Source organism: Pantanalinema rosaneae CENA516, from assembly GCF_050753385.1.
Lineage (GTDB): Bacteria > Cyanobacteriota > Cyanobacteriia > Leptolyngbyales > Leptolyngbyaceae > Pantanalinema > Pantanalinema rosaneae.
Genome location: NZ_JBLZFZ010000042.1, coordinates 31,250 through 57,541 on the forward strand (window position 1 = coordinate 31,250; position 26,292 = coordinate 57,541).

Here is a 26,292-nt window from a genome sequence, read left to right on the forward strand (position 1 = left end):
ATTGATCGGTAATAGGTACTTCTAATGGCAAAGCTGGGCAAGCTCATGGCAATTGGACTGTTAGCCGCCCTAGGGATAGTTAGCTGGTTTTATTTCAGTCATTTCGTTGCGATCGTGGGGTCAACGGTCAGTTATGGCTTGAAGTTTTTTGTTGACCTGACCCAAATTGGTTTAATCGCGTTGATCTTTGCCGCCTTTTTAGCCCCTCTGGAAGCTCTGGGATGGTGGGCAGGGTGGTATGGCGATGCCGTAGAGGAGATGCAGAATCCGGGGGTAGTGGGACGATCGATCGCCCATCCGTGGGCAATCAACCGATTTGTGATTTATCTGGATGGAATTGGTCAAGCCACCACCAGCTATTTACCCGATGTCGAGGAATTTCTTAATCAGTTAGAGGATCGCTTACCCCACGATATTGTGCTGGTGCGGGGGATTATGCCCTACTCAGCGATTAATCGCACGTTAATTGATAGCGATCGCCCGTTGTCCTGGTTATGGCGGGCAGCAGATTATCTCCAAGTGTCCCACTATGGCAGCATTATGGGGACATTAACCAGTGTTATTATTAATATTCGTAATATTCTCTCAGTCGCCGTATCTGCCGATAAGCGGTATGGACCCATTTACAACCAGGGCATTGCTCAGGTGATCTACAACAGCCTGATGTATTACGGCTACGAACCGGAGAGCCGCACTCCCATTACCTTAATTGGGTTTAGTGGTGGGGCGCAAATGTCCTTAGGCGCAGTCCCCTTTTTGAAACAAACGTTGGGTTCTGCGATCGAAGTTGTTTCCATTGCTGGTGTATTCAGCGGTAGCACCAATGTCTTGGAATTAGATCATCTCTATCACTTTGTCGGCGATCGCGACATTATGGAACGGTTTGGGCCGATCATGTTTCCGAAACGCTGGAAAATCTTTTTTCTGTCTTATTGGAATCGGGCAAAACGCAAGGGCAAAGTCACCATTATGTCATTAGGAAAGGTGGGACATAATGGCTCCGGTAGCCCGATCGATGCCAGCCAGTTTTTACCGGATGGGCGGAGTTATTTACAACAAACCCTGGACTTAATCACGGCGATTTTACAAGAAGGTGAATTTACCCTGTTGCGTAAACCGATTCCCCGTAAACCTAGCCATTACGAACACTATTGGCAAGCTGCCTTTAATCGTCCCGATTACTATCCCATTCCCCACTCCCTTGACCCAGACTTGTACCATCCGATCGCACCCTGGATGGGACGATTGATTCTGCCCAGGTTAGCCCAACGCTACATGGTGCGGGGAATCTGGTTTGAGGTTTACCACACTCCCCCCGAACATCAGCATTTAATTGGACAAATTGTGCCGCTGCGATGGAACCGAACAGCCGCCGTTCAGGAGTATGTCCGTAGTGTTAAAACGGATATTTATTTCAATGCAGAGGCAGAATATAGCACTCAGCAGGGCATGATTCATCCCGATCGCTTGAATCGTTGGCGGCAGGTTGATCCATTAGAGTCCCTGGCTGGAACTAGACCCTATGACGATATGATTGTCAGCCTGGATGAACCATTAGTAGTGAAGCAAATTAATTCTGATGATAATGGTGATGCTGAAGCCACTCCAAGCTACTTCCTCTTGATTCACTGTGATCCAGTGCAAATTAGTGGACGATTTTATGCCTTAGTGCGATTTCTGGAACCCGTCGTTGATCCTGTCATTGAACGCATTGACACCGCTGAGAGCGATCGTTTTCGCGTAGTGCATTTCAATCCAGCCTCCCAGCAATTTGATGGCGTGGAAACGATCGTGCATCTACCCCAGGTCGTGGCGGATTCCACGGGGGTTTGTAATTCTACCAGCCGAGCGATCGCCCAATCCCCTCTGAATCAGCAGGGTTGGTACATCTATGGGGCACAGGATCAAGCTGGAACATTTGTGGTGCAGGCAATTGCCCCGCGATCGTTATTTCAATTATCCCCTGAACAAATTATTGTGGGTGAGCAGCCTGCCTTTCGCTATCTGAAACAGCAAGCCTGGTCAGACTCAGAAGTGTCCAAAGGTGGCATCAAATCCGTTCTTCTCTGTGCAGAAGGTCATCAGACCCCCTTGCCTGCAAATCCAGTAGCACTGTGGCAGGAGGGCGATCGGGCGTTAGTCGTGCATACCTACGGGGGGATTGGTGGCAAGAAAGCGGAACCGGCAACGCAAGGCCCAGTCTATTTTGGGCATTTTGCCTATGGATTAGCCCAGGTGATCCGAGAACCAATTACTCAAGAGTTACAATTTGACATTCGCTATTATCAAGTCTATACGCATAACTTAGAAGGAGTGGTTGCTGGAACGTTGCACTGGTCAAGGTTTTTGGGCGATCGCCAGTTTGGTTGGGTTGGAGTTCGCCCAACCTGCGATCTGCTAATTAAGCTGGATACGATCAGCGAACCTTACGATTTTGGCGACTTTCAACGATCGCCGTTAGATAGCTTGATCCATGAGTTAGAAATTATGACCGCTCGCTATCGCACTGGAGACGGTACAGGCGGCACGTATGTCGGTTTGGCCAATAACTGCACCCAAGACTCTAACCAAGCCCTCTATGCCAGCTTAAAACGCTTCCGACAACAGATTGAAGCCAATCCGAATGTCCTAAATTGGCTTCGCCAGGAACCTGCTCGTCGCGATCGGTTTCGGCGGTTAGTCAAATTGTCTCTAGCCCTACGGCGACAACTGATGCCCTTAGGAACGGCTCGGGCAGACTGGCAATCGAATGCCGAAATGCTAGGGCTAAGTTTGGAAGACGAACCGATCGAAAATATTCTACGGGGCTTAGTCAGTTGGCGGACGATTTTTCCCCGTGTGGCTAGCGATGCGATCGCCCATGTGGTGCTGAAACATGGCGGTTCAATCTGGGTCTTGCGGACGAATCAGATTGGCGGTGATGATCCCAATATCGCTCCCGTTGCGCCCATGACGTTCTAAGACAATCGAACCTCTGGGGGATGTAAGTTGCTGATGTCTCATCTATCTCTGAATAAAGTAGCTTTTAATGAAACCGATGGCGAATTTATTAGAGACGGTGGCAAAGAATCAACGATTGACAACTTTAATTTCGGCGGTAGAAACGGCGGAATTAACGGAAATGTTGCAAAGCCCAGGACCTTTTACCATTCTGGCTCCCTCCGATGAAGCCTTTGCGCGATTACCCGAAGGCACAATAGACGCATTACTGCAAGATATTCCGAAGCTACAACGGGTGTTACTTTATCATCTGCTACCGGGAGATGTGCGATCAGACGATTTAGCCCAGATTGATGAAGCGCCAACAGTAGAAGGTTCAGTGATTGCAGTAGAACAGCAGGAGCAACGCATTACGGTGAATCAAGCTAAAGTGATTGAACAGGATGTGTTAACGGATAACGGCGTAATTCATACCATCGATCGCGTATTAATGCCTGCACTGTTAGCCGGAGAATAGGAGTCGTCACATTGCCGGAATTAGGATTAGTTTGTATTACCGCCTCCAATCAGGTGCGATATCGGACATTGACCCGGAAACGCTTATTGCAGCTAGAACCGGCTGCCCAGCACCAAGCGCTACGGGAGCTATATGCCGAGAACCTGCGCCGATTTGAGTTGGCGATCGACTTTTGTCAAGCCCAGCAAATTCGGTTATATCGGTTGACCTCAGCCCTGTTTCCCTTTGCGGATGATTCGTTGGGAGAAGCGGTATTAACGGAGTTCGCTGAACCACTGCAACAATTAGGCGATCGCATTCAGTCAGCGTCAATTCGTGTGGTACTCCATCCCGATCAATTCGTTGTCCTCAATTCCGATCGTCCGGATGTGATTGCCAACAGTATCAAAATTCTCACGACCCATGCCCGGATATTTGATTTGATTGGCTTACCTCAGTCCCAGTGGGCAGCGATGAATATTCATGGGGGCAAGGGCGATCGAGCCGATCGCTTAATTAGCGTGATTCGGGATTTACCAGCCGCGATTCACTCCCGTCTGACCCTGGAGAACGACGAATACACCTATAGCGCTGAAGCAATTTTGGCGATTTGTCAGGCAGCACAGGTCGCGATGGTGTTTGATGCCCATCACCATGTGATTCATGCACATCTTGATAGCTACGAACATCCCAGTGTTGCCCAGATGTTAGCGGCGGCTCAAACCACCTGGACGAATCCAGACTGGCAATTAGTGCATATTTCCAATGGTTGCGAATTTTTTACCGATCCACGTCATAGTGATGTGATCACCGAAATGCCCAGTGCTTACTGGAATGCCCCCTGGATCGAAGTAGAAGCTAAGTTAAAAGAACAGGCGATCGCCGGTTTACGCCAAAACTGGTTGCCCAATGCCTTAACCCAACCGACGATTCCCCGAGCGATCGCCAAGTCCTGACTCTAGAGGGTTAGCGATCGCAATTTTCGTCAAATGGCTTGCCTTGAAAGGGCTGTATGCCTGATGGCTGGATGATCATCTGGGGCATGGTTGTCCGATCGTTAGCTTTGTTTGCACCGCTATACAGATAAACTGAGTGGAATACCTACTGCTTAGCTAATCTGTGTACTTGTAAGGACAAACTCAAGATGAAGATGGACGTTATCGCTTCAGCGGGACTCATGGCAATGTTTGTGATTACCACTTCCCAATATGCGATTGCTCAGGAGAATCAATCTACTCCAGTGTCACCCCAGCAAAATGATCAGCGGAGTGCGGTGGCTAAAATTAATCCTCAGCGACCCATTCAAATCCGGGTCGTTAGTCAGACCAGTGTTCCTATCGTTGCTTCATTAACCCAAGCTGCTAGCGATCGCCCAGTTTTACCAGGTAAAAGTGTGACGTTTGGTCGGTTGCATACGAGTTATTTGACCTTGCCGATCGATATGCAAGTGTCATTACAAACAACGCCTGATCCAGACAAACCCACCCGTGTGTTTTTAGATATTAAATCAGCAGGAAACGAGATTATTGTAACTGTGAGAACATCACCAACGGGTGTCGGCAATTCTTCCCAAACCATCAACGTAGATGAAAAAGGCTTAATTTATCTCTACTGATTACTGGCTTAATCTCTCAAAGACATCTTTTGAAGTCATCTTTGAGAGGGTGTTTGAAAAGGTGTTAGCTGTGATGTTAAGCACTCGGAGATCCCCCCTAGCCCCTCCTTAAAAAGCTACGGTGTACACCCAAGTCCAGCCTGACTTCGTTTGAATTCTTTTAGCCCCCTAAATCCCCCAATTCTGGGGGACTTTGAATAGGTTTGGCTCCTCCAGAATATAAATATAGCCTAACGGCATCGTAGAAAGGGGGCGGGGGGCGGTTCGTCAGGATTTTGGCTAGGTTTATCACTTGTGTGTACACGGTAGCCTTAAAAAGAGGGGAAGCAGGCTCATAGTCCCCCTTTTTAAGGGGGATTTAGGGGGATCGTGTCTATTACTACTTGCAAAAGGACTTTTAAAACATCCTCTGAGAGATCTCAAGCTTTTACCTAAATGTTATCACCCCTTTTCTTACTAAACGATGAGGAGCAATCGATTCTAAAACCAATCCCGAATATATACCCATATCAAACCGCCTCCTAACAGGATGAGAGTCAAACCAAGCGGATAGAATACCCAACGACTGTCTTGCTGCACCTTTAAAGTCGTAGCTGTTGAGTCCTGTAAAAAAGCATTAATCTGCTGAGCGCTGTTCTCCGCCGAATTAAACCAACTATTGATCGGAAAGTAGAGTTTCTGCTCAGAGGTGAGTAAGACAATCCGCCTGGATTTCCCTTGCCGATGGACAACGGCCCGTTCTATAGTTGCCATCGGTACAGGAGTGACCGTTTCTCCCTGTAGGCTAGACAGCACGAATCTACACATCCCCCCAGCATGACGACGATCGCAGTCTAAGTCAGCCAGGTGCGAGTCGAGCAGGAACATACTTCCCTGGACAATTAGAAAAATACCGAACAGGGTGAGGCAAACCGCTCGTTGTCGTTCTGTAGAAACGCCTTGAAGTTCAAAAGATGTAGCTCGTAACCTGGAGCTTCTAGAACGTTTGTCAGACTTTCCCATACTTGGTTCCCCTTAAAGAGATGGCAAACCCTTGCTTAAGGTAATCACGCTCTGCCTGAACCTTTCCCGATTTCCCCTAGATATTTTGGCTATTACCGAGTCCGATCAACGTTTACAGACAGGTGAAGAGTGTGCCAAAAGTTAGATTTCTGCGATCGAGTAACTCAACGCTCCATAAATTTTCTACGATCGCACCAGTAGAGGACAAATTGACTCACTGTTTTATTCTGATGGGAATATTTTTGTAATCATGACTATCTTAAACCCACAACACGAAAAAATTCTGACTGCGTTTGTAACCGCCTTAGCTCAGCAAGAGGCAGCGCTACCCCAAGGACTGCAACAACAGCTTTATTCGATTGGTCAAAACTTAGAGGCTCGGGTGGTAGAACTCCCAGTGATTGCCGCTAGCCTACCGAGCTTAAATCAGGCTTACCAGTCCGCGCTAGCAGATGCCCAAGCTCCAGGGCAACCCGGAGCAACACTTGTGTCCGTGAATCAAGATCACAACAACAAACTGCGTGATCGGGCAGTGCAAATCCTGACCGATGCCGATCCAGTGCAAGCGGCTCAGCGAGCCATGTCTCCAGGGTTAGGGCAAATCGCGTTTAACCCCTTGAAACGCCTTTTTGGCAAGGGTTAAAGCAAGGACACTGCTAACGTGCGATCGTGGGAGGAATTCAACTCAGCGAAGTGTGTGACTGCTCCGTAGAGTGTCACAATAGGGATAGATGAACCGGGACATGATTGAACGATTGCCCCAAGGAACAGTTTACCGATGATTGCTTCCCCGCAACCGCCCTACCTGACTCCCGCAGAATACCTCCAGATGGAGGGGAATAGTCCAATCAAGCATGAATACGTTGATGGGCAAATCTATGCAATGGTGGGAGCAAACGATACCCATGTGACGATCGCCGGAAACCTCTTTACTCTTCTGCGTAATCACATTCGGGGTACGGGTTGTCGGGCTTATATTTCAGACATGAAGGTCAGAATTGAATCACTGAATCGGTACTTCTATCCCGATATCCTCGTGACCTGTGACCCCTGTGACCAGGAAACTCCCTTGGAGAAACGCTATCCTCGTCTGATTGTTGAAGTGTTATCTGACTCCACGGAAGCCTTCGATCGAGGAGACAAATTTGCCGACTACCAAACCCTAGACAGTTTACAAGAATACGTCCTCATCAACACCAAGCGTAAACGGGTTGAGTGCTTTCGACGGAACCAAGCTGGATTATGGGTATTACAGTTCTACACTGACCAACAAACCACCTTTCGCCTCGACAGCATTGATTTTGAAGCCGCGATCGACCTGCTATACGAAGATGTGAGATTTGCCTAAGGATCGCGAACTAAATCACCTGAGCAACTGCAACTTCTTACCTGTATGGGTGCGGCATACCCTCCGGGAAGCAAGCTACGGCAGAGGGTGCGTCAGGCAGTTGGTAGGCTCCGTCACCCGTCTGTCGGAAGAATGATTTTTGCTGAAGTTAGATTAGTCCGGCTCATTCCAACCATCGCCCGTAAGGCGATCGAGGATCTCCTGAATCCGTTGACATTCCGCTGCATTGCCCTGAGCTGTAAATCGCTCGGTTGCCTGCTGTAGATCCGCTAACGCCCCAGTCCGATCGCACAATCCCTCTCGCGCCAAACCCCGATACAGATAGGCAGGGGCAAATTCGGGATCGGTGTGCAGAATCATGTCGAAATCCGCGATCGCGCCCTGTCGATCGCCTAATTCCGTCCGGATTTTACCCCGGTGTAAATAGGCATTCGCTGCACTGAAATTTGTTTGTAAGGCTCGGTGTAAATCCTGTTCTGCCTCGGCTAGATGCCCCAGAATCAGTAATACGGCACTGCGATTTAAGTAAGCGGTTGCCGACATGGGATTCAGTTCTAACACACGGCTGAAGTCCTCCAGGCTTGCCATCGGGTCTGCCATAGTTGCCCGCAACATGCCGCGATGTAAGTAGGCCATCACCGAATGGGGATTAATGCGTAGCGCCTGATCAAAGTCGGCGATCGCGGTCGCTTTATTGCCTAACTCTGCCCGGACAATGCCCCGCAGCGCATAGGCAGACACCGAATGGGGATTAATTTGCAAGGCTTGGTTAAAGTCCTCTAATGCCCCTTCTTTATTGCCTAACTCCGATCGCGCCATGCCTCGATGCAAAAAATCTTCGATCGAATTCGGTTGAATCCGTAATGCCTGACTGAAATCATCGACCGCCGCCTGACGATTTCCCATCTCCAACAGCGCTTTTCCCCGTTGCACATATCCGGCAATCGAGTGAGAACTAATTTCCAGCACGCGATCGAAATCGGCGATAGCTGTTGGGTAATCGTGCATTTCAGTGCGTACCATGCCCCGATGCAAATAGGCGGCAACCGAGTGGGGACTAAGTTGCAAGATCTGATCAAAGTCCGCGATCGCCCCCTGCCAATTGCCTAATTCCGCCCGGAGAATGCCGCGATGCAAATAGGCTGGCACTGAATGATCATTTATTTGCAGTTCGTAATTGAAGTCGTTAATCGCCGCCTGTTGCTCTCCCAGTTCCGCCAGAATCATACCTCGATGTAAATGGGCGGCTGCCATCTGGGGATTCATTTGCAACGCTTGATTGAAGTCGGCGATCGCTTTTTGTTCATCTCCTAAACGAGACAGAAATACCCCTCGGTTTAAATAGGCTCCGGCAGGATTGGGGTTAATTTGTAACACCCATTTCAGGTCTTCTAAGGCTCCTTGTTTATCCCCTAGTTCTAACCGCACCGCACTGCGATCGAGATAGGCAGTGGTTAAATTTGAGTCGAGTTGCAGCGCTTGATTAAAATCGGCGATCGCGGCTTGATGTTCGCCTAATTCAGCCTGGGCGGCTCCTCGATTTAAGTAAGCAATAGCAGAGTTTTCATCCAGTTGTAACACATCGTTAAAATCTTCGATCGCGCCTAACCGATCCCCTAACGCCGATCGGGTTAAGCCCCGTTGTAAGTAACCTGTGACCGAATGGGGACTCAGCCGTAAGCCGCGATTAAAGTCCTCTAACGCTTCCCGTTTATCACCTAACTGCGATCGAATGGCTCCCCGTTGGATGTAAGCCGCTCCCGGATTGGGCATAATTTGCATCACCCGACTGAAGTCTTCGGACGCTCCCGGTTTATCGCCTAATTCCAGCCGCACCGCACTGCGATAGAGATACGCCATGCCGGAATTTGGATCGAGGTGAATCACTTGATCGAGATCCTGTAAGGCTGCCCGTCCATCCCCTAACTCCGCTTGAATCATGGCGCGATTTAAATAAGCCAGCGTATCACTGGGATCGAGTTGCACAGCGCGATTTAAGTCGGCTAATGCCCCTTCCTTGTCCTCCAATTGCGATCGAGCAATGCCTCGTTGCACATAGGCAGGAACGGTGCGGGGATTCAGGCGGATACTCTGGTTAAAGTCTTCCAGTGCTCCCTGCGGATCGCCTAATTTGACCCGAACAATGCCGCGTTGGACATAGGCAGATACCAAATTCGGATTCAGTTTGAGTGCTTGATCGAAGTCTGCCATTGCACCGGGTTGGTCATGCATCTCTGCCCGAACTCTCCCCCGATGCACATAAACCGGAGCCGCTTTGGGTTTTAGTTTTAACGCTTGATCAAAGTCAGCGATCGCCCCCACTTGATCGCCTAATTCCGATCGCACAATCCCCCGTTGAATATAGGCTAAGACTAGATTTGGGCTATGATGCAAGGCTTGATCAAAGTCCTCAAGAGCGATTTGTTTTTCCCCTAATTCCGCCCGGACAATGCCACGTTGAATTAACGCTAGAACGGAATGAGGACTAATCTGTAAAGCTTGATCAAAGTCCGCGATCGCCGCCTGTTTCTGACCTAACTCCGAGCGAATCATCCCCCGATGAATATAAGCTGTGACGGAATTCGGGCTGAGTTGCAATGCCGTTTCAAAATCCGCTAGTGCCCCTGGTCGATCCTTGAGTTCGGCTCGGACAATGCCCCGTTGCACATAGGTCGGGGCTGACTTGGGTCGGAGTTGTAAGGCTTGATTGCAATCCTCGATCGCCCCTGATTTATCCCCTATTCCAGCTTTAGCGGTAGCCCGTCCCAGTAACGCTTCCGCCGCTTTAGGATTTAATTGCAACACATGATCGAAATCCGCGATCGCACCGGGTAAGTCCCCTAACTCCAAGCGAGCATGACCCCGATTTAAATAGGCTCCCACAAACCGGGGATACATCTGGATGGCTTCCGTTAAATCCTCAACGGCTCCCCGGTAATTCCCCTTTTGCAGCTTCATTAAACCCTGGTTAAAGAAGTCTTCAGCGTTCATAGCCGGATAGCTCCTGGACGATCGTCACGAACTGCAAACACCCCTACTGCTCGAAACAGCGTCCCAGTAGTGACATGGAAGGATGAGGAGGTGTTATGAACGGATCGTTCCCAGGCTCCGGAGGAAAAGTGTGCTTTTGCAAATAAAAGTAATATTTGCCATTTAACTACAGTCTGCCAACGGGACTGGAGTCGGTAGCGTAAAGTAAAAGGTACTACCGCGATCGAGACGACTTTCTGCCCAAATTCTGCCCCAGTGTTGCTGAATAATACTACGACAGATCGCTAATCCTAACCCTGTACCACATTCCTTTCGGGCATCGGAGGCATCCACCTGCTGAAACCGTCCAAAGATCGTTTCTAATTGGTGGCAGGGAATCCCCCGCCCTTGATCCTGAACCGAAAACAGGATAGTGGTCGGATCAGATGGCATCATTTCTGCCGTTACTACTGCCCTGGAACCTGAGGGAGAAAACTTGATGGCATTTTCTAACAAATTTGTTAGCACTTGCACAATATGGTCAGGAGATGCCCAGACTTGAGCGGTCGTTGGCAGTACAGTAATGGTTATTGCCGCATTAGTTGCCTCTCGTTGGATGGCATTCAGCGATCGCCTGAGTAACTCGTTAGCATGACAGATCTGCTTGGGTAATATGATCTGACTGGACTCTAACCGTTCTAAATCAAGAATATCGTTGACTAACTGCACAAGCCGTTCGGTGTCGATCGAGGCAATTTCGATCATGCGTTGAATTCGTTCGGGATGGTTGCGTAGCGCACCACTGGTCAGCAGTCCTAATGACCCGCGAATCGCCGTTAACGGAGTCCGTAGTTCGTGACTCACCAACGAAATAAACTCTGTTTTAAGTTGTTCAATTTCCCGCCGCGCTGTCACATCTTGAATTTGAGCCATCAAATACAAAGGTTGCCCTGCCGAATTCCGAACGAGTGAATAATTTAGTGTCCCCCAAATCAGATAGGTTTGCTTGTGAAAGTAGCGTTGTTGGATTTCCGCAGTCGTGATTTCCCCCCACAACAGTCGTTGAGTTTGGGTCAGATACGCTGAGAAATCATCTGGATGCGTAATGGCACGAAGAGTCGTGGTCAACAGTTCCGCTTCCGTATAGCCCAGAATCTGACACAGTGCCGCATTCACTTTCAAGCAGCATCCATCTAACCCCAGCAGCGCCATGCCGATCGCCACCTGTTCAAACGTACCCCGGAAAAACGCTTCACTATCCTGTAATACCCTCTCCCTACGCTGACATTCATTCAGCTCAAGCTGACGTTGGACTAGCTCCTGCTGGAGTTGAGTATTCAGTTGCGTAAGTTCCACCATTCGTTGCACCTCAACGGGTCGATCGTGCCACCTGCCTCTGAACAGGTAATAGACCGCTATCAGGAACAGAGTAATGCCCCAACCAACGCTAATCTCATGCCATGCAATAGCGTTCATCATACTGATCCTATCCTCAGTGAAGCCATTCATTCACCCTGAAGTGTTGCGCCTTCTTACCCTAAAGAAAAAATATGAGGAAATCATAAATGTTTCAGGTGAGCAAACTAGTTTAAATTCCTTAAAATCGGTTTGCAAACGAATATAAACGGAACGGCATCACCATCTGTAATTAGAGCATCCCTAACCCTCATAGAGATACGGGTGTTTGCATCAATCAGAGGGCGATGGGTAGATTTTCAAAGCTGCCTTTACAGTCGCGGCATCAGTATACGCTGTTAAAAACACAATGGGTAAATCAACCTGCGATCGCAATTGTGCTGCAATTTCAATTCCACTAACATTTCCCCGCAACTGAATATCCATTAGCACTAAATCAGGGTGATAGTCCGCGACTAATTGCCATACCTTGTCCGCCCGGTCAGCAATGCCAACGACACCATACCCAAGCTGGAGCAACCGCTCTTGTAGATCTAGAGCAATGATGCGTTCATCCTCGACAACCAGTACATTTACACCACTCATGGCAACACTAAAACAAACGGTGAACCGTTGCTCCCCACGGGGGATTCTAAACCTCATCCCCATGCTGGTGAGGATAGAAAAGTTCGGGCAAGGGGATACCTGCTGAACTGGTTCTACTGCTTCAGATCGATCGCAATAGGGGGGGTAGGCAGCCAAACAACCGTATTTTCGCGGAGACGATTCATTTTTGTTAACAAATTTAATTACGTTTCGATAATTTTACGAATTCTTTCAATCTATCTTTAGAGTAAAGTTTTTAAGAGGCGAAAACTAGATTTTCTTCATAAAAATATTTTCAGTTTGAATTCACACGTCCTTGAGAATTCCGCCATCAAATCATAGATTGATGCTTCGGTGAATTGGCAGCTTAGTAAACCCAGCTTTCATATTGGCGCACTACTACCCAACTCAGTCTCCTGTCACCATGAAAGGAAACCCTATTTTGCCAATGACAACCCCGACCTTGATTGCTGTCCCCCCATCCCGATCGTCAGTAGTTAAGCTACCGCACCTCCGAGCCGAACCCGTGTCTTCCCCTCCTGCTCCTGCCAAATCAGCCTATCCGGTCACGGTGCTCCTGATTGATGATCAAATCATCATTAGTGAAGCGGTGCGGCGGATTTTAGCGGCAGAAACCGATATTGCGTTTCACTATTGCAGTGATCCCACCCAGGCAATTCAACAGGCGATGACCCTGAATCCATCGGTAATTTTGCAGGACTTAGTCATGCCCGACATTGATGGCTTAATGTTACTCCGCTGGTTTCGCAACAACCCTGTTACTCAGGACGTTCCCATGATTGTGTTATCGACCAAAGATGACCCCAATTTAAAGGCGGAAGCATTTGCCCAGGGAGCCAATGATTATTTAATTAAATTACCTGATCCGATCGAGTTGATTGCTCGAATCCGGTATCACTCCCAGGCTTACAACAATCTCAAAGCCCTGACAACTGCCACCAAAGCGGCTCAGCAACAGGCTCAGACTCTGGAACGAACCTTACAGGAACTACAAACGACGCAAGCCCAACTGATTCAGGCAGAAAAAATGTCCACGATCGGGCAAATGGTCGCAGGAGTTGCCCATGAAATTAATAACCCGGTCAATTTCATCTATGGCAATCTCAAACATGTGGATGAATGTGTTGAAGGATTGATGGAGTTGGTACAGATTTACCAACAGGAATATCCCGAGCCAACGGCAGTCATTGCCGAAAAAGTCGATGAAATTGACCTGGAATTCATTACCGACGATCTGCCGAAAATGCTCGCTTCTATGCGGATTGGTGCCGATCGCATTCGGGATATTGTTTTATCGTTACGCAACTTCTCGCGGTTGGATGAAGCGGAGAAGAAAAAAGTCAATATTCATGAGGGCATTGATAGTACCCTATTAATCCTGAATCACCGCATCAAGCAACATATAGAAATTATTAAGCGATACGAAAGTTTGCCACCGGTAGAGTGCTATCCGGCTCAGCTCAATCAGGTGTTTATGAATATTTTGAATAACGCGATCGATGCTTTGATGGAAATGCCAGACACCACTGCTCGATGCATCAAACTTCATACTGAACTGGTAGGAGACGATCGCGTTCGGATTCGCATTCAAGATAACGGCACTGGTATGCCTCCAGAGGTGCAGAGCCAGTTATTTACTCCCTTCTTTACCACTAAACCGATTAATCAAGGTACAGGACTTGGGTTGCCGATCTGTTACCAAATTATGCAAAAACACCAGGGCACGATCATGGTCAGTTCGGAACCGGGCAGCGGGAGCGAATTTTGCCTGGAACTCCCGATTCGGCAAACCTCTCCAGACCCTGACACCCTGTAAATTGCAGTTCTGTATCCGCATCAGCCTCTTGGCTCCAAAATTGACTATAGTAAGGAAGCTCACTCCCCGTTCGGGGGTTTCCTTGAATGACTATGGATCAACAATCAACCCGTTCCCGCGCTAACGACCAGTCCTTTTCAATGGACGATTTCGCGAAAGCCCTGGAGCAACACGACTACGAATTCCAGAAGGGACAGATTGTTCAGGGCAAAGCCTTTAGCTACGAGCCGGACGGAGTCTACATTGACATTGGGGCTAAATCCCTGGCGTTTTTGCCTGCCAATGAGGTCAGCTTGCAGGGCGTGACCGATCCCTCGGCGATTCTGCCCCTACATGAGGAGCGAGAATTTTTGATCATTCGGGATCAGGATGCCGATGGTCAACTCACCCTGTCACTGCGACAGCTAGAAATCCGCCAAGTCTGGGAACGGATGGCAGAGTTTCAGGACAGTGGTCAAAGCCTATCGGTGCGGGTCACTGGCAGCAACAAAGGCGGCGTAACGGTGGATGTCCAGGGTTTACGCGGGTTCATTCCCCGATCGCACCTGCTGGAACGGGAAAATCTGGACGCTTTAAAGGGGCAAACCCTGTCTGCCAGCATTCTGGAATTGGATCGCGATCGCAACAAGCTAGTGTTATCGAATCGGTTAGCCACGCGATCGGTCACCTTTAGCCAGTTAGAAGTGGGTCAACTGATCGAAGGCAAAGTCACCAGCATCAAACCCTTTGGCGTATTTGTAGACTTCAATAACACGACGGGATTACTACACATTAATCAAATCAGTAAGAGCTATATCGAATCGCTTGCCGCTCTGTTCCAGGTAGGGCAGGAGATCAAAGCCATGATTGTGGAATTGGATGAGGGGAGAGGTCGCGTGTCGTTGTCCACCCGGGTATTGGAGAATTTTCCAGGCGAAATGTTGGAAACCATGGGCACTGTGATGGCAGAGGCAGAATCCCGCCAAGATCGCGCGAGAAAGGGTTTGTTAGGAGAATAACCAGTCCTATGGCAGTGATTTGGGAACTCGACTTCTACTCGCGCCCGATTCTGGACGAGCAGAACAAAAAAGTTTGGGAAGTATTGGTCTGTGAAAGTCCCCTCAGTCTCGATCGTCAGCCCGACCAATTATTTCAGTATCAGCAGTTTTGTCCCAGTACCCAGGTAAACTCAGTCTGGCTGAAAACTGCCCTGCAAGAAGCGATCGCCCAGGCTGCCAAGCCGCCCAGCAAAATTCGCTTCTTCCGGCAGGCGATGAACAATATGATTACCAAAGCCTGTGATGATTTAGGGATTCCGGCACAATTGAGTCGGCGCACCTTTGCCCTCAACCAATGGCTGCAACAACGGTTTCAGGCAGTGTATCCCACGCTTCCCGGCTACCAGGCTAGCAGCAATCCTTCAGTCAGTTTTGCCACTACCCCACCCCAACCCCTACCGGATGCCTTAATGGGGCAGCAATGGGCATTTGTGACGCTAGAGGCAAGTGCCTTTGCCGACATGCACGAATGGAAAATTGATTTTGGCGAGTCATTTCCCCTGAGCCTGACCGGAGTCACCCCCGAAACCCCAATTCCGGGTCTGGTGATCTTTTCCTCCCGCGCCCTACCGCTTGCCGCCTGGATGTCCGGGTTGGAACTTTCCTGCTTAAAGTTTGACAGCGAACCCGCGCCCCGCCTCTTACTGGAAACGGGCATCAACGATCGCTGGATGCTGGCGAATCTGGCAACTTCTGCCCTGCAAACCGAAGCCAAAAATTTTGAAGCCACCAAGCAACAAGCACAAAACGTCCACTTTTTAGCGATTCAAGCCAATCCAGATAGCGAAGCTTTTGCAGGATTCTGGTTATTACAGGAGGTCAATTTAGCGTAAGTTAGTTGTTAGCTCTTAGTTGGATATTTCAGTCCCCTAACAACTAAGAACAACTGACTCGTAACGTTAAATCTTATGACTTCTGACGATTTGCACCATGAAACCCTGGCAGAACAGCTTCTTGAATCAGCAATCAGGTCAGGCGCAGAAGCCGCTGAGGTCTTTTTGTCGCGATCGCTGTCTCGCCCTGTTTTTTTTGAGGCAAATCGCTTAAAGCAACTGGAAAGTGCCCAGGCAGAGGGCATGGCATTACGGCTCTGGCAAGATGGTCGTCCGGGGTTAGCGGTTGCCTATGGGCCGGTTGAACCCCAGGCGTTAGTCGATCGGGCACTGGCACTGAGTCAACTGAATGAACCGGAAGCGATCGAACTGGTGGAGGGGTCTAAAGCCATCTATCCGGATCTGGGAGAAGCGGTTCCGGTGGAACAACTGGTGGCATGGGGCAAGGAAGCGATCGCCTGTGTGCGCGATGTCTATCCCGACCTGATCTGCACTACGGAATGGGAGTGTGAAGCAGAAACCACCCGCCTGATCAACTCCCAGGGACTGGACTGTGGCTACACGGATACGACCCTCAGTTGCTACCTGGAAGCCGAATGGGTGCGAGGAGATGACTTCCTCAGCATCTCGGATGGGCAAACCCAACGGGGCAGTCTGGATCCACAAGCCCTTGCCCAGCAAATTCTGCATCGACTCAGTTGGGCACAGGAATTAGCGCCACCTCTCAATGGACGTGTGCCGATTTTGTTTACGGCTAAAGCGGCAGATATGCTTTGGGGTACTGTACAAGCCGCCCTTAGTGGTAAACAGGTGATCGAAGGAGCCTCACCCTGGAGCGATCGCCTGAATGAACCTGTGATTTCAGAACGGTTAACCCTATCCCAGCAACCGAATATTGGGCCCTTTAGCTGTCCTTTTGACGATGAAGGCACTCCCACTCGACCCATCACCTTTATTGATCAGGGTATTCTGACCCTGTTCTATGCCGATCGCACCACCGGGCGATTACTCGGTAGCGGCACAACCGGCAATGGGTTCCGTCCAGGGTTAGGCAGTTACCCCACTCCTGGCATGTTCAACCTCCTGGTAGAGCAGGGCACTCGATCGCTGCCAGAATTAATTGCCAGCCTGGATGATGGGCTGATTGTGGATCAAATGTTGGGGGGGGGAGCGGGAATCTCCGGCGATTTTTCAATTAACGTAGACCTGGGCTACCGAGTCAAACGGGGACAGATCATTGGTCGAGTCAAGGACACGATGGTATCCGGGAATGTTTACACTGCCCTCAAACACCTGATTGAGTTAGGCGGCGATGCAGACTGGAATGGCTCCTGCTATACGCCATCGCTAATTGTCGGGGGGTTATCGGTAACAGGGCGCAGTTAATTCGGCTTCCTGAGCACAAAGAGCCACGATCGCTGACGATCGTGGCTCCCAACAGAATTCAACCTGAAATACAGAGCTTAAGCTCCCCGTTCGATCGACTGTTCTACTTGCTTAAACTCCATTTCCAGTCGATCTTTTAATTTCTGGGGCACTGGACGGTTGGGATAGGAGCTATAATGCCCTGCCAGGGAGTTTAAAGCCGTTCGCATCGTTGTGAACGAGGGCAGCTTACCAACCGATGCTTCCCGCCGATACCGAGACGCAAAATCATTAATCAATTGACGCGCTTGTGCCTGAGCCGCTCCCTTTTCAGGAGAGTTATCTGGCAATTGCAGGGCAGTTCTAAGACTACTAACGACTGCCAGGGTATCTTGACGGTAGTCTCCGGTCATACTCATCGACCCGTCTGGAGCTGAAGCACAGCCCATCAAGCCGATACAAACAACCAGAACTAGCGAGAGCAGACGGGCTATATAGCGCTTCATAGACAAACTTTCACCAACTACAACATTAACTCTCTAAGCAGAGATTTTCAGGGCAATTCCACCTTAAAATCTCTCTAAAATGAGTTTGGAAGATTTAAAGGCAGCTTAAATCCATCAGATGGACGATTTACAGTCCACCTCTAGCCAGAGAGAATGACCTGATCCTACCGTGATTAGGGTCGGGGACGGTAGCAGATTAGCCGAAACGACCACTGACGTACTCTTGGGTTGCCTGATGCTTCGGACTTTGGAAGATCGCCTCGGTGCGATCGTATTCCACAATATACCCCGTCCGTTGCCCTTTCTCGTTGGCTTGCACATTATAGAATGCCGTGTAATCCGAGGCTCGCGATGCCTGCTGCATATTGTGCGTCACGATGACGATCGTGTACTTTTCCTTCAGTTCTTGAAGCAAATCTTCAATTTTCAGCGTCGAGATCGGGTCAAGTGCCGCGCAGGGTTCATCCATCAAAATCACCTCTGGCTGGACGGCGATCGCCCGAGCAATACAAAGCCGTTGCTGTTGTCCTCCCGATAAATCTGTCCCCAGCGCTTTCAGTTTGTCTTTGACATCCTCCCAGAGCGCCGCACTCTTCAGCGATCGTTCCACCAGTTCATCCATATCCCCCTTATAACCCAGGAGCCGGGGCCCAAAGGCAATATTGTCGTAGATCGTTTTCGGGAACGGATTGGGCTTCTGGAACACCATGCCAATCTGCCGCCGGACTTCAACGGGATCGATATCTGAGGCATAGAGATCTTGCTGTTTATAGAAGATCTTGCCATTAATATGAAAGGTTTTAATCAGATCATTCAACCGATTAAAACACCGTAATACCGTACTTTTACCACAGCCCGAAGGCCCAATGAAAGCTGTAATCGCATTTCTGGAAATGCCAATATTGACATCTCTAACCGCTTTGAAGCTCCCATAAAAGATGTCCAGGTTTTCAGTATGCAGGACAGTGTCGGTTTGTAAGGGAGTCTGTACTTCAGGAGTCATAGGTTAAGGTAGGGTAAAGAATAGTTCATGTCGATCAATTGCTCAAGTCTGATCAAAGGGGGCTAGTCACAACGGCTGAATCACTTCTAAGTCACCGATCGTTAGCGTCGGCGAATAATCCAACGGGACAGAATATTCGTAATCAACACCATCGCCACCAACACCAATGCGGCTGACCAGGCAAGTTGCTGCCAGTTTTGATAGGGAGTCACAGCAAAATTAAACACCAATACGGATAGGGTCGCCGTCGGTTTCCAAACATCCCAATTCCAATAGTTGTTAAACAATGCTGTAAATAATACAGGAGCCGTTTCTCCGGCAGCGCGAGCCACCCCTAGCATCACCCCCGTAACGATCGCCGGAATGGCAGCCGGTAACACTACCTTCAATACCGTCTGGTAGCGGGTCGCTCCTAATCCGACCGCCGCTTGCCGGATTTCACTGGGAATCGCTTCTAAGGCTTCTGTGGCAGTACGCACGATCGTGGGTAACATCAACACCGCCAGGGCAAATCCGGCTGCCATCGCGGAATAGGACTTGGTGGTTAACACAATCCATCCGTAGGCAAACACCCCCATGACGATCGAAGGCACACCACTTAAAACATTCGTAAAGAAATTAATCCAACGAGCCAGTTGCGTTCCCCGAGCAAACTCAGACAGGAAAATTGCCGCGAGAATGCCGAACGGAATACTGATCAGCGCCGCAATCCCCACTGTGATTAGGGTGCCAACAAAGGCATTCCCAAACCCACCCGTGTTGAACTGGGGGGAGGTCGGTTGATACGGTGGGGGCGGTAATTGGGTAAACAGTTGCGGTCCGAGCCGAGCCGCTCCATTCACCACGACATAATACAGAACGGCGATTAACGGAATCAGAGCCAGAATCGCACAGGCAAACGCCAACCCCGTCATCAGGTTAGAGAACAGGGTTTTGGGAGATAAATGCGATCGCGTCAAGCTTCTCCCAGACAGCATGGCATCAGAAAATTCTGGACTGGTCATAGGACATTCCCCCCTGCTAAACCTTCATTCGGACGCGGCTAACAATCATTTCCGCCAGCACATTCACAACTAGCGTCAGCCCAAATAACACCAGGGCAGCATACATCAGAGCCGCAATTTGTAGCCCATCCGCTTCGGCAAACTGGTTCGCTAGCAGTGAAGAGATCGTTGACCCCTGGGCAAGCAGTGAGGGCGAGGGCACAGTGGAATTCCCAATCAACATCGTCACTGCCATGGTTTCTCCCATCGCTCGCCCCAACGCCAGCATCGCGCCGCCAATAATGCCAGAGATCGCCGTGGGGATAATCACTTTAAATAGGGTTTCCCACCGGGTTGCCCCTAACCCATAGGCAGCCTGCCGTAGTTCTGAAGGCACTGCCACGAGCGAGTCCCGCGAAATTGCTGCAATAATCGGCAGAATCATAATCGCTAACACGATCCCGGCAATATAGATTCCTCTACCTGTAGGCGGAGTGCTAAATAACGGAATCCATCTAAAGTTTTGATACAGCCAGATTGAGGGGCCTTGCAGCAGGGGTGCCAGCACAAAAATGCCCCATAACCCATACACCACACTGGGAATCGCTGCTAATAGCTCGATCATAAACACCAGTGGTTTCTGTAGACTGGGAGGAAGAAAATCTTCGCTGAGAACGATCGCGACACCCACGCCAATCGGCATAGCAATCAGTAGCGCCATAAAGGAAGTCACTAACGTTCCGTAGATTTGAGTCCAGGCACCATAGATACTTTCTACAGGGTTCCAGCGACTCGTGGTGAGAAACGCTAAGCCAAATGCTTGAATTGCCGGAATCGCATCTCGCCCCACCTGGAGCGCAATCAGTACCAGAGTTAGGGCGACACCCAACGCAAAAATTACGGTCAGAGTCACAAAGCTGTTGTCTATGCCCCGCGACAGTGGAGTTTGGCGGTAGGACATTAACGGTTGGTCAGAGGAAACATCACGGGATGGTAAAGCCATAAATTCTGATAGAGAGCAACGGCAGACGATCGAACAAGCAGGATAGAACGGGCAACGTCGGCAGTAAGCGGGTTAGGTCAAATCTTTTCAGTGCAATACCATCACAGCGATCGCTGCCAGTCGTCATCTACGTCCTAGCAGCGATCGCTATCCGCAGCAGATTACTTCGCGGTAGCTACTTGGATCGAGTCCAGCTTAGCGGCAATTTCCGACACCAGACTATCCGGTAAGGGCAAATATCCCAGGTCAGTTGCTGCCGTCTTACCATCCTTCAGCGCCCAGTTCACCACTTTTTTCAGGGCTTCTGCTTTCGCCGGATCTTGATACTCTCCATATAACAGCAGATAGGTCAAACTGACGATCGGGTAAGCATCCTTCCCATCGGGATCCGGGACAGAAACCACAAAGTTTTCCTTTGGCTTCACCCCTTCTAACGCATTGGCAGCCGCTTCCGGCGATGGCGTAATAAACTCACCGGCTTTATTCTGCAATGCCGCCATCTTCAGGTTGTTTTCCTTCGCATAGGAATACTCAACATAGCCGATCGCGCCAGGGGTTTGCTGCACTTGAGCCGTTACCCCTTCATTACCCTTCGCTCCGGTACCAATCGACCATTCCACGGATTTACCTGCACCCGCTTTCCAGTTAGGGCAGGCTTCAACAAGATGATTCGTAAAGATCGCCGTGGTGCCACTACCATCCGAGCGATATGCCCAGGAAATCGGGGCATCCGGCAGCGTTACACCGGGATTATCTTGCACCAACTTCGGATCATTCCAGGTTTTAATCGAACCATCTACAATACCACAATAGGCTTCCCGCGACAGCCGCAGATTATCGACTCCGTCTAGATTATAGGCAAATACCAGGAACAAGCCAGTGGATGGAATTTGCACTGGGTTCCCCCCCCGATCTTGGGGATACTTCGAGCGATCAGCATCCTTCAAGGGGTCATCCGACGCACCGAAATCAACCGTCTGTTCTAAAAACTGTTTAACGCCAGCCCCACTCCCAACGGACTGGTAACTAATCTGCACTGCTGGATCAACTTTGTTGTACTCTGCAAACCAACGCTGGTAGAGCGGGTTAGGTGCTGTAGCTCCAGCGCCATTAATTGTCAGAGTGGCTCCTCCAGTAGACTGGGTAGCAGTATCCGTTGCCGTACCTCCACCGGCTGTAGGCGAACCAGGAGGAGAACTAGGAGCACAGGCAGCCATACCTGCCGCTAAGACAACAGTGGTTGCCGAGATCGTCCAACGGGGTAACTTGGAGAGGGAAATCATAAACCTCAGTAAATTTACTCTACGCGTCTCTCTAACGCTACAACCTGTCCGTAAAGGGAAGGTTAAGCACACCAAGAATCCCAATCTGAAACCCAGATTGAGTGAAGAAAAATCTGTGTGCAATTTAACAATCTTAATCGCAGAAACAAAGTCCTGGTGACGAATAAACGATCGCCGAGTGACAGGCTACCTAGAGAGCACGCTAATGCTTCAACAAATGTTCTAGGCGAACAAATTAGTCTGTTTCTATCCTAATCTACGAGCCAGGAAATAGGAAATAGGCAGATTACGCTTGACAAAGAACTTGCCGCATCTGCCGCAAATTGCTGGGTAAATCAAATTGAATCGCTTGCTGAATCAATAGGCTAGGGACCGGAATCGTGGGAGTTGCCTGCACATAGTATCGAACCAATGTACCATTGGCATAATCGTGCAAAGTCAGGTCAGCAGCAAAATCCGTAAAACTGCCAGCAGAATTGCCATCTAATTGAAATTGAATCCGTTGCAAAGCCGTTTCCCGAACTCTGAGATAAATTTCAACCTGCACCGTTAAAAAGACAAAAGTCTTGCTGGCCGCCTGATACAGTCGAGTATAGGTGGGATGCGCCACCACTCGGCTCTCCGTTAGATCAGGGAAGTATTGTGTCCAGCGGGGATAATTTGTCAAGCCCTGCCAGACGATCGCGCGATCAATAGGTAAATAAAGTTGAGCCAGGACGGCGGATCCCCAAGCCGTGTGCGATCGCGTATCTAGCAAAATCTCGCCATTCAGGAGTGCTGCCGCACCACGATCGTTCCCCTCCGGGTAAACTACAGCCGCCGTCGAGTGGGATGAGGTAGAAGCTATCATGTCGATTTCGCAACTCCAGGTGAATGATGAACAGGGAAACCTAACAGTTTCTTCACAAACGTAGCTCCATCTTGATGAAAAAGGGGTAAGCGAAACGATGAAGATTTAAAGATTTCATGAGTCAATCAAAGGATTGCCGATGTGGTTCCCAGCTCATTCTTCAATGTTAAGGCGGCGGTGGCTCAACCAAATCCCCATTAGGTTATGGCTAGAATTCCCCGTTTCGGCACAGGAGACGACAATTAAAATTCTGCTTACTTCCCGACAGCCCAATGCCACAATAGGGGCTGTAGTGCTACAGAAATCTAAGTATTCGTGAGCAGACCGCCTGACCTGTTGGTTTCCATTCTGTTGTATATCGTCGGCATTATGTTGGTGATCACCGCCGTATTAATCCTCCTCAAGGGGTTAGGCTGGTTAACGGTACTACCCGACTATGCCATTTGGGCGATCGTTCTCCTGGCTATGGGCATCGGGATTATTGCCGGTGTTCGCAGCTACAATACCCCTCGCCAATAATGGGAAGCAGCCAGAATAGGATAGTTTATCTCCCTATGACCCGATCTATCAAACCGACCACACTAGCATTTTTGCTGACTCTTGGAATGACCCTCCTGATCTGGGTACTCCGAGGAGCCCGACTATTATCCTTTATTGAAGGTTGGGTGCTGTGGGTGCTGATTTTTCTCTGTATCATCCTGGCAGTAATCAGTAACCTACGCTAGGGTGGGCTTCTGGCGACGCATGGCTTCTCCCACCACCGCATTCAGTTGGGCACCAATCAGCATCATCAATGCCCCTAATTGCAACCAGACCAGAAGAATCATCACCGCCCCTAAGGCACCATAAATCCGGTTATAGCTGCCAAAGTTGCGGATATAGAGGCGAAACAAGCTGGACAATAGCGCCCAAGAAATGGTGGATAATACCGCCCCGGATAGGATCGGAGTTCCTGGTTGCCAACGGCTGATGCCAAACCGATAAATAAAGCCGAATGCCAGCGCCACCAGCCCTAATGCCAGGGGTAAACTCAGGCGTTGCCATAACTGTAATAATTGCGGTTCCATGACATTGGGACGTTTAGCGATCGTTTCTACCAGTTGATCGCTTTGACTGGCAACCAATTGCACAATCCAATCACTCACAAACAGCGTGATAGAAGCCACCAGCATCAGCAGGAGTGTCCCGATCGTCAGCATTAACGAGACTAACTTGGCTTGCCAAAACGATCGGCGGCGGGCAGCAGGAATCTGATGGATTTGATCTAAGGCATTCATTGCCGCACTAATGGCAGCGGAGGCAATCCAAATTGAGGCAATAAAGCTAATAGAAAATAAACTCTGGCTACTATACGGACTAATCTCCTGAATAAATCCTTGAATTAACGCCAAGACTTCATCGGGTGACACTCGCCCTAGTTGATTAATTAACTGATCAAAGGCACGTTGAGACGAACCGAGCATACCGATCGCCGTCAAGAGGGAAACGATCGCTGGGAACATTGCCAGAGTTGCGTTAAACGCAATTTCAGCCGCCAGTCCCGGTAAGCGTTGCTGTCCACTCCGGACAATCACTTCCCGCAAGGTAGCCATGTTCAGATAACGAAAGAAGCGAAAGAAGCGATTGACTCGCATGGCTTAAGGTTCGGTGCCCGGTTTAAATGCAGTTTTCCAGTCCGCCCCGATCCGAATCGTCAGGTCAGATTCCAACTCGCCCGTCGAAGCTGCTTCTACCTTACCAAACCCTAACTTGTCCCGAATTTGTTGAGCCGCATCTAGATCTCCCTGCTGCACAATAATCCGGGTTTCCTGGCGAACCGAAATAGCTTGCTCCACAATATAGACATTGTTAAATCCGAGCGCTGCCAGTTCCTCCCGCACTTCGTAGGCAACCCCCGGAGTTCCAGAAGCATTCTGAAGGGCAATTCGCAGTGTATCAGCCGCCCGCGAGGTCACAGCATCGGTAACAGGATTAACCTCAAAATACTGTTTCATCACGCGATCGCGCCCTTCCAGATTCATGATCCAGTAACTGGCAACAAACTCATCGGGAGCACTAAAGCGTCCCGGCAACATCACCATTTTGAAGTCTCCGTCACCAATGCGCCGACCTGCTGTGACCAATGCCAGCATTTCTTCTACACTGAGGTTGGTATCCACATATTTCTGCATTGCCTGAATCAAACTAGGGATACGCGGAATAATCATAGGGTTAAGCATCCGTTGGCGCAATGCCCGGAGCAATGCCTGTTGCCGCTGTACCCGCCCAATATCGCCATAGCCATCGTAGCGAAAGCGGGCAAACTGTTCTGCCTGGTCGCCATTCAACGTCTGTAGTCCAGGGGCAAGATCAATCTTTAGCTTCTGGGTTTTATCCTCATAGGACATGGCTTGGGGCACATTCACCTCGACCCCCCCAATCAGATCCACCAGTTCCCGAAAGGCATCCGTACTCACCCTCACGTAGCGATCGATCTGTACCCCATTTAACGTACTGCTGACGGTCTGAGCTGCCAGGATCGCCCCCCCCCGCACATTGGCATCATTAATTTTGGTCATGCCAACATTTTCCAGTTCCACCTGAGTATCCCGAGGAATCGACAGCAGGCTGACCGAGTCATTCAGGGGATCAACTCGCAATAATAATAGGGTGTCGCTCCGCCCATCAAAGATTTCTGGAGAACCCGGTTGAGCTTCTGGTACCCGATCGATGCCCATCACCAAAATATTCACAGGGCGGGAGACTTGATAGCCAAATCCACTTTTCCAGACCTGATCAGGTTTGCTGATTTTTTCTCTGGATAGAATTCCGGTCGGCAAGGGGATTAAAAATGCCATCACTAAGCCCATCGCAGCTGAAGTCATTGCGGCTGCCACGATCGCTAACCCCTTGACAATCCAAGGAGTGGAAGAGGGGTGTTTGGTTGAAGGCGAAGACATCATGGGTTGGTAGGGGACAGTAGAACGGAGCGGCTCACCTGATTCATTCAATCTTGGAGATTCTAACTTACTTTCAATTTGTTCCACGTCCGCTCACACCTCTTGGCAATCTCTGGTTGTTTTCGCGAATTTAACCGTTCTTCGTCAAACTTCATCAAACACTTGGGATTATATCGTGATGGCAGGCTTTATCCCATCTTTAGGTTGATGGAGATCAGCGGAACTGGAAGGTAGGTAAAGGGTGGGGCGGTGGGGAGATAGGCTGTCTCTTATACACATCT

At 49.6% G+C, this 26,292-nt stretch carries 24 protein-coding genes; 12 read left to right on the top strand and 12 right to left on the bottom strand.

Annotated elements, in window-relative coordinates; translation table 11 throughout:
* Positions 1–24 precede the first annotated feature (24 nt).
* The 4 genes from ACN4EK_RS21645 to ACN4EK_RS21660 all read left to right on the top strand — a co-directional run bounded on the left by ACN4EK_RS21645 (position 25) and on the right by ACN4EK_RS21660 (position 5,051).
* Positions 25–2,961 (top strand): CAAX protease, encoded by a 2,937-nt coding sequence (locus ACN4EK_RS21645; RefSeq protein WP_431660302.1) that lies wholly within the window; start codon positions 25–27, stop codon positions 2,959–2,961.
* A 76-nt stretch (positions 2,962–3,037) separates the two neighbouring features.
* Complete coding sequence (locus ACN4EK_RS21650) at positions 3,038–3,457, top strand: fasciclin domain-containing protein (protein ID WP_431660303.1); 420 nt, start codon at positions 3,038–3,040, stop codon at positions 3,455–3,457.
* Between the two features lie 11 nt (positions 3,458–3,468).
* Positions 3,469–4,392 (top strand): UV DNA damage repair endonuclease UvsE, encoded by a 924-nt coding sequence (uvsE, locus tag ACN4EK_RS21655; RefSeq protein WP_431660305.1) that lies wholly within the window; start codon positions 3,469–3,471, stop codon positions 4,390–4,392.
* Between the two features lie 188 nt (positions 4,393–4,580).
* Positions 4,581–5,051, top strand: coding sequence for a hypothetical protein (locus ACN4EK_RS21660; protein ID WP_431660307.1), 471 nt, complete (start codon positions 4,581–4,583; stop codon positions 5,049–5,051).
* Between the two features lie 480 nt (positions 5,052–5,531).
* Here ACN4EK_RS21660 and ACN4EK_RS21665 read toward each other — a convergent pair whose 3' ends face one another.
* A complete protein-coding gene (locus tag ACN4EK_RS21665; protein ID WP_431660309.1) occupies positions 5,532–6,053 on the bottom strand; it encodes a hypothetical protein in 522 nt (173 codons plus the stop codon).
* Positions 6,054–6,303: 250 nt separating this feature from the next.
* On the opposite strand from ACN4EK_RS21665, the gene ACN4EK_RS21670 reads away from it, so the two are divergent.
* Together ACN4EK_RS21670 and ACN4EK_RS21675 are read left to right on the top strand one after the other, a co-directional pair.
* Positions 6,304–6,696: a hypothetical protein gene (locus ACN4EK_RS21670; protein ID WP_431660310.1), complete on the top strand. Its 393-nt coding sequence runs from the start codon at positions 6,304–6,306 to the stop codon at positions 6,694–6,696.
* Between the two features lie 135 nt (positions 6,697–6,831).
* Positions 6,832–7,401 carry a Uma2 family endonuclease gene (locus tag ACN4EK_RS21675; protein ID WP_431660312.1) on the top strand — a complete coding sequence of 190 codons (570 nt, stop codon included), beginning with the start codon at positions 6,832–6,834 and terminating at the stop codon, positions 7,399–7,401.
* A 153-nt stretch (positions 7,402–7,554) separates the two neighbouring features.
* Here ACN4EK_RS21675 and ACN4EK_RS21680 read toward each other — a convergent pair whose 3' ends face one another.
* The 3 genes from ACN4EK_RS21680 to ACN4EK_RS21690 all read right to left on the bottom strand — a co-directional run bounded on the left by ACN4EK_RS21680 (position 7,555) and on the right by ACN4EK_RS21690 (position 12,372).
* Complete coding sequence (locus ACN4EK_RS21680; RefSeq protein ID WP_431660314.1) at positions 7,555–10,392, bottom strand: tetratricopeptide repeat protein; 2,838 nt, start codon at positions 10,390–10,392, stop codon at positions 7,555–7,557.
* Positions 10,393–10,554: 162 nt separating this feature from the next.
* Complete coding sequence (locus ACN4EK_RS21685; protein WP_431660315.1) at positions 10,555–11,850, bottom strand: ATP-binding protein; 1,296 nt, start codon at positions 11,848–11,850, stop codon at positions 10,555–10,557.
* A 210-nt stretch (positions 11,851–12,060) separates the two neighbouring features.
* Complete coding sequence (locus tag ACN4EK_RS21690; RefSeq protein WP_431660316.1) at positions 12,061–12,372, bottom strand: response regulator; 312 nt, start codon at positions 12,370–12,372, stop codon at positions 12,061–12,063.
* Positions 12,373–12,796: 424 nt separating this feature from the next.
* Here ACN4EK_RS21690 and ACN4EK_RS21695 point away from each other — a divergent pair, with 424 nt between their 5' ends.
* The 4 genes from ACN4EK_RS21695 (at position 12,797) to ACN4EK_RS21710 (ending at position 17,465) form a co-directional block, all read left to right on the top strand.
* The gene (locus ACN4EK_RS21695; RefSeq protein WP_431660318.1) at positions 12,797–14,209 is read left to right on the top strand and encodes a hybrid sensor histidine kinase/response regulator; all 1,413 of its coding nucleotides are present in this window, start codon (positions 12,797–12,799) and stop codon (positions 14,207–14,209) included.
* A 92-nt stretch (positions 14,210–14,301) separates the two neighbouring features.
* On the top strand, positions 14,302–15,207 hold the full coding sequence (locus tag ACN4EK_RS21700; protein WP_431660320.1) for a S1 RNA-binding domain-containing protein: 906 nt from the start codon (positions 14,302–14,304) through the stop codon (positions 15,205–15,207).
* A gap of 8 nt (positions 15,208–15,215) precedes the next feature.
* A complete protein-coding gene (locus ACN4EK_RS21705; RefSeq protein WP_431660321.1) occupies positions 15,216–16,079 on the top strand; it encodes a Tab2/Atab2 family RNA-binding protein in 864 nt (287 codons plus the stop codon).
* A gap of 75 nt (positions 16,080–16,154) precedes the next feature.
* Complete coding sequence (locus ACN4EK_RS21710) at positions 16,155–17,465, top strand: TldD/PmbA family protein (RefSeq protein WP_431660322.1); 1,311 nt, start codon at positions 16,155–16,157, stop codon at positions 17,463–17,465.
* 77 nt (positions 17,466–17,542) lie between these two features.
* Here ACN4EK_RS21710 and psb27 read toward each other — a convergent pair whose 3' ends face one another.
* The 6 genes from psb27 to ACN4EK_RS21740 all read right to left on the bottom strand — a co-directional run bounded on the left by psb27 (position 17,543) and on the right by ACN4EK_RS21740 (position 23,072).
* Entirely contained in the window at positions 17,543–17,950 is a 408-nt protein-coding gene (gene psb27, locus ACN4EK_RS21715) for a photosystem II protein Psb27 (RefSeq protein WP_431660324.1), read from the bottom strand.
* Positions 17,951–18,146: 196 nt separating this feature from the next.
* The gene (gene pstB, locus ACN4EK_RS21720) at positions 18,147–18,953 is read right to left on the bottom strand and encodes a phosphate ABC transporter ATP-binding protein PstB (RefSeq protein ID WP_431660326.1); all 807 of its coding nucleotides are present in this window, start codon (positions 18,951–18,953) and stop codon (positions 18,147–18,149) included.
* Positions 18,954–19,054: 101 nt separating this feature from the next.
* On the bottom strand, positions 19,055–19,957 hold the full coding sequence (gene pstA / locus ACN4EK_RS21725; RefSeq protein WP_431660327.1) for a phosphate ABC transporter permease PstA: 903 nt from the start codon (positions 19,955–19,957) through the stop codon (positions 19,055–19,057).
* A 16-nt stretch (positions 19,958–19,973) separates the two neighbouring features.
* Positions 19,974–20,939 (bottom strand): phosphate ABC transporter permease subunit PstC, encoded by a 966-nt coding sequence (gene pstC / locus ACN4EK_RS21730; protein WP_431660329.1) that lies wholly within the window; start codon positions 20,937–20,939, stop codon positions 19,974–19,976.
* A 161-nt stretch (positions 20,940–21,100) separates the two neighbouring features.
* Positions 21,101–22,222 (bottom strand): phosphate ABC transporter substrate-binding protein PstS, encoded by a 1,122-nt coding sequence (gene pstS / locus ACN4EK_RS21735; RefSeq protein ID WP_431660331.1) that lies wholly within the window; start codon positions 22,220–22,222, stop codon positions 21,101–21,103.
* Positions 22,223–22,508: 286 nt separating this feature from the next.
* Complete coding sequence (locus ACN4EK_RS21740) at positions 22,509–23,072, bottom strand: SRPBCC family protein (protein WP_431660333.1); 564 nt, start codon at positions 23,070–23,072, stop codon at positions 22,509–22,511.
* A 315-nt stretch (positions 23,073–23,387) separates the two neighbouring features.
* Between ACN4EK_RS21740 and ACN4EK_RS21745 the strand changes: the two genes are divergently transcribed.
* Complete coding sequence (locus ACN4EK_RS21745; RefSeq protein ID WP_431660335.1) at positions 23,388–23,591, top strand: hypothetical protein; 204 nt, start codon at positions 23,388–23,390, stop codon at positions 23,589–23,591.
* A 35-nt stretch (positions 23,592–23,626) separates the two neighbouring features.
* Positions 23,627–23,797: a hypothetical protein gene (locus tag ACN4EK_RS21750; RefSeq protein WP_431660337.1), complete on the top strand. Its 171-nt coding sequence runs from the start codon at positions 23,627–23,629 to the stop codon at positions 23,795–23,797.
* Here ACN4EK_RS21750 and ACN4EK_RS21755 read toward each other — a convergent pair.
* A complete protein-coding gene (locus ACN4EK_RS21755) occupies positions 23,789–24,706 on the bottom strand; it encodes a YihY/virulence factor BrkB family protein (protein WP_431660338.1) in 918 nt (305 codons plus the stop codon). The genes ACN4EK_RS21750 and ACN4EK_RS21755 overlap by 9 nt on opposite strands.
* Positions 24,707–24,709: 3 nt before the next feature.
* Complete coding sequence (locus ACN4EK_RS21760; RefSeq protein WP_431660339.1) at positions 24,710–26,014, bottom strand: LCP family protein; 1,305 nt, start codon at positions 26,012–26,014, stop codon at positions 24,710–24,712.
* Positions 26,015–26,292 lie beyond the last annotated feature (278 nt).